The organism is Mesorhizobium sp. M7A.F.Ca.US.010.02.1.1 (assembly GCF_004023085.1).
Lineage (GTDB): Bacteria > Pseudomonadota > Alphaproteobacteria > Rhizobiales > Rhizobiaceae > Mesorhizobium.
Window position 1 is genome coordinate 1 of sequence record NZ_RZRV01000090.1, and the last position, 3,737, is coordinate 3,737.

The window sequence follows — 3,737 nt, forward strand, 5'->3', positions numbered from 1 at the left end:
GGCGAGGGGGTTTTGACTGCTCATGCGGCCTTTTCGCATGAAGCAAGGCCGCGCAACAGCGCAAACCCATTCACTTTGCCTGAAGGCTTGTCACTTTCTTCCTCGCTCTTGCAAAAATGCGAAAGAAAATTACATGCGGTTTTCGCATGGCTGCCAAGCCTTGGTCGGCGTGCAATATTTGGTGCTCCGGGCTTGACGGTCCGCGGTCTTACGAGTAGAAGCCGCCCAGTCAGAACCGATGTGAGGCTCTCCCTTCCGAAGCGACACGCTTTGGAGTTTGCCTCAAACAGGGTTCGTTTTACGAGCGAAAAGACATTTCCGGCGTGCACGAAGCGGCTTCCGCTTCCTCTGCCTTTTGTTCGGGCAAGACCGCGAGGCGCGGTTTATGGCCCGAATTTGCGTATGGAAATGACGCTTTGAGCGGCCCTGACCGGGCGAGACACGGAATTGAGAGACAAGAGGGTTTAATGCCTACCGTCAACCAGCTGATCCGCAAGCCGCGCATTGCGCCGGTGAAGCGCAACAAGGTCCCGGCCATGCAGCAGAACCCGCAGAAGCGGGGCGTCTGCACGCGCGTCTATACAACGACGCCGAAGAAGCCGAACTCGGCGCTGCGCAAGGTGGCCAAGATCCGCCTGACCAATGGTTTTGAAGTGATCGGGTACATCCCCGGCGAAGGCCACAACCTTCAGGAGCACTCCGTGGTCATGATCCGCGGCGGCCGCGTCAAGGATCTTCCGGGCGTTCGCTACCACATCATCCGCGGCGTGCTCGACACGCAGGGTGTGAAGAACCGCAAGCAGCGCCGTTCGAAGTACGGCGCCAAGCGTCCGAAGTAAGGGGCGTCCGAAGTAAGATTTTCCGGCCTTGGCGCTGCTTGAGTGCGTCGGGCTATGAGATTGAGAGACAAAAGCCATGTCGCGTCGTCACAGTGCAGAAAAGCGTGAGATCAATCCGGACCCGAAGTTCGGCGATCTGATCGTCACCAAGTTCATGAACGCCGTTATGTATGACGGCAAGAAGTCGGTCGCCGAGACCATCGTCTACGGCGCGCTCGACCAGGTTCAGTCGAAGACCAAGCAGGAGCCGGTCACCGTCTTCCATCAGGCGCTCGACAATGTCGCGCCGCATGTTGAAGTGCGTTCGCGTCGTGTCGGTGGCGCCACCTACCAGGTTCCGGTCGACGTGCGCCCCGAGCGCCGCCAGGCATTGGCCATTCGCTGGCTGATCGCGGCGGCCCGCAATCGCAACGAGACCACGATGGTCGACCGCCTCTCCGGCGAGCTGATGGATGCGGCCAACAACCGCGGCACGGCTGTCAAGAAGCGTGAAGACACCCACAAGATGGCTGAAGCCAACCGCGCTTTCGCGCACTACCGCTGGTAAAGCGCGAACGAGACTGAGAGGCAGCTACGATGGCCCGCGAATACAAAATCGAAGACTACCGCAATTTCGGTATCATGGCGCATATTGACGCCGGCAAGACGACGACCACCGAGCGCGTCCTCTACTACACGGGCAAGTCGCACAAGATCGGCGAAGTCCACGACGGCGCTGCCACCATGGATTGGATGGAGCAGGAGCAGGAGCGCGGCATCACCATCACGTCCGCCGCGACCACGACCTTCTGGAAGGCTCGTGACGGCAAGATGCACCGCTTCAACATCATCGACACTCCCGGCCACGTCGACTTCACCATCGAAGTCGAGCGTTCGCTGCGCGTGCTCGACGGCGCCATCGCGTTGCTCGATGCCAATGCCGGCGTTGAGCCGCAGACCGAGACCGTCTGGCGCCAGGCCGACAAGTATCGCGTTCCGCGCATGATCTTCTGCAACAAGATGGACAAGATCGGTGCCGACTTCTATCGCTCGGTCGAGATGATCGGTTCGCGCCTCGGCGCGCATGCCGTTGTCATGCAGCTGCCGATCGGCGCCGAGACCGAGTTCAAGGGCGTCGTCGACCTCGTCGAGATGAACGCGCTGGTCTGGCGCGACGAGACGCTGGGCGCTGCCTGGGATGTCGTCGAGATCCCGGACGATCTCAAGGCTCGTGCCGAAGAATACCGCGAGAAGATGATCGAGGCCGCCGTCGAAATGGACGAGACGGCGCTTGAGAATTACCTCGAAGGCAAGATGCCGTCGAATGACGAGATCCGCGCGCTGATCCGCAAGGGCACCATCGCGGTCAAGTTCTACCCGATGTTCTGTGGCTCGGCCTTCAAGAACAAGGGCGTGCAGCCGCTGCTCGACGCCGTCGTCGAATATCTGCCGTCGCCGGCCGATGTTCCCGCCATCAAGGGCGTCGATGCCAAGACCGACGCGGAGATCGAGCGTCATGCCGACGACAACGAGCCGCTGTCGATGCTCGCCTTCAAGATCATGAACGACCCGTTCGTCGGTTCGCTGACCTTTGCCCGCATCTATTCGGGCAAGCTCACCAAGGGCATCTCGGTCGACAACACCGTGAAGGGCAAGAAAGAGCGCATCGGCCGCATGCTGCAGATGCATGCGAACTCGCGCGCCGACGTCGAAGAGGCTTTTGCAGGCGACATCGTTGCTCTTGCCGGTCTCAAGGACACGACCACCGGTGACACGCTGAGCGATCCGCTGCATCCGGTCATTCTCGAGCGCATGGAATTCCCCGATCCGGTCATCCAGATCGCCATTGAGCCGAAGACCAAGAACGACCAGGAAAAGATGGGCCTCGCCCTTCACCGCCTGGCCGCCGAGGATCCGTCCTTCCGCGTCAAGACCGACGAGGAAAGCGGCCAGACCATCATTTCCGGCATGGGTGAACTTCACCTGGACATCATCGTCGACCGCATGCGTCGCGAGTTCAAGGTCGAGGCCAATGTCGGCGCACCGCAGGTGGCTTATCGCGAGACCATCACCCGCAGGCACGAGCAGGATTACACGCACAAGAAGCAGACCGGCGGTACCGGTCAGTTCGCTCGCGTCAAGATCGTCTTCGAGCCGAACCCGGACAGCAGCGAGTTCGAGTTCGAGACCAAGATCGTCGGCGGCGCCGTGCCGAAGGAATACATCCCGGGTGTCGAAAAGGGCATCAACAGCGTCATGACCTCGGGTCCGTTCGCGGGCTTCCCGATGATCGGCGTCAAGGCGACCCTGATCGACGGCGCTTATCACGATGTCGACTCCAGCGTTCTGGCCTTCGAAATCGCCGGCCGCGCCTGCTTCCGTGAAGCCGCACCCAAGCTTGGCGTGCAGCTTCTGGAGCCGATCATGAAGGTCGAAGTGGTGACGCCGGAAGATTACGTCGGCAGCGTCATCGGCGATCTGAACGGTCGTCGTGGCCAGATCCAGGGCCAGGAAGCGCGCGGCGTGGCCGTCGTCATCAACGCGATGGTGCCGCTCGCCAACATGTTCAAGTATGTCGACAACCTGCGCTCGATGAGCCAGGGCCGTGCGGCCTACACCATGCAGTTCGATCACTATGAGCCGGTTCCGACCGCAGTGGCTCAGGAAGTCCAGAAGAAATACGCCTAAGGGTTTCTTAGCCACCGGGTCGCGCTCCTTGCGCGGTGCCGGATCTGAAGAGCGAATAACAATATCCCCTTAGCGGGTAGAATAGACGGAGAACGATTATGGCCAAAGGTAAATTCGAGCGTAACAAGCCTCACGTGAACATCGGCACGATTGGCCACGTCGACCATGGCAAGACGTCGCTGACGGCGGCGATCACCAAGTATTTTGGCGAATACAAGCGCTACGACCAGA

The 3,737-nt window shown here is 60.4% G+C and carries 4 protein-coding genes; all 4 read left to right on the plus strand.

Annotation, left to right across the window (positions count from 1 at the left end; translation table 11 throughout):
• Positions 1 to 467 precede the first annotated feature (467 nt).
• Complete coding sequence (rpsL, locus tag EOA19_RS34675) at positions 468 to 839, plus strand: 30S ribosomal protein S12 (RefSeq protein WP_006333356.1); 372 nt, start codon at positions 468 to 470, stop codon at positions 837 to 839.
• A 76-nt stretch (positions 840 to 915) separates the two neighbouring features.
• Positions 916 to 1,386: a 30S ribosomal protein S7 gene (gene rpsG / locus EOA19_RS34680; protein WP_008875664.1), complete on the plus strand. Its 471-nt coding sequence runs from the start codon at positions 916 to 918 to the stop codon at positions 1,384 to 1,386.
• A 29-nt stretch (positions 1,387 to 1,415) separates the two neighbouring features.
• On the plus strand, positions 1,416 to 3,506 hold the full coding sequence (fusA, locus tag EOA19_RS34685; RefSeq protein ID WP_023762913.1) for an elongation factor G: 2,091 nt from the start codon (positions 1,416 to 1,418) through the stop codon (positions 3,504 to 3,506).
• Positions 3,507 to 3,604: 98 nt separating this feature from the next.
• Positions 3,605 to 3,737, plus strand: a 133-nt coding sequence (locus EOA19_RS34690) for a GTP-binding protein (protein ID WP_245261238.1), incomplete at its 3' end; no start/stop codon positions are given.

Coding starts and splice junctions, on each gene's coding strand:
- rpsL (WP_006333356.1), top strand. CDS start 468: ATGCCTACCGTCAACCAGCTGATCCGCAAGCCGCGCATTGCGCCGGTG.
- rpsG (WP_008875664.1), top strand. CDS start 916: ATGTCGCGTCGTCACAGTGCAGAAAAGCGTGAGATCAATCCGGACCCG.
- fusA (WP_023762913.1), top strand. CDS start 1,416: ATGGCCCGCGAATACAAAATCGAAGACTACCGCAATTTCGGTATCATG.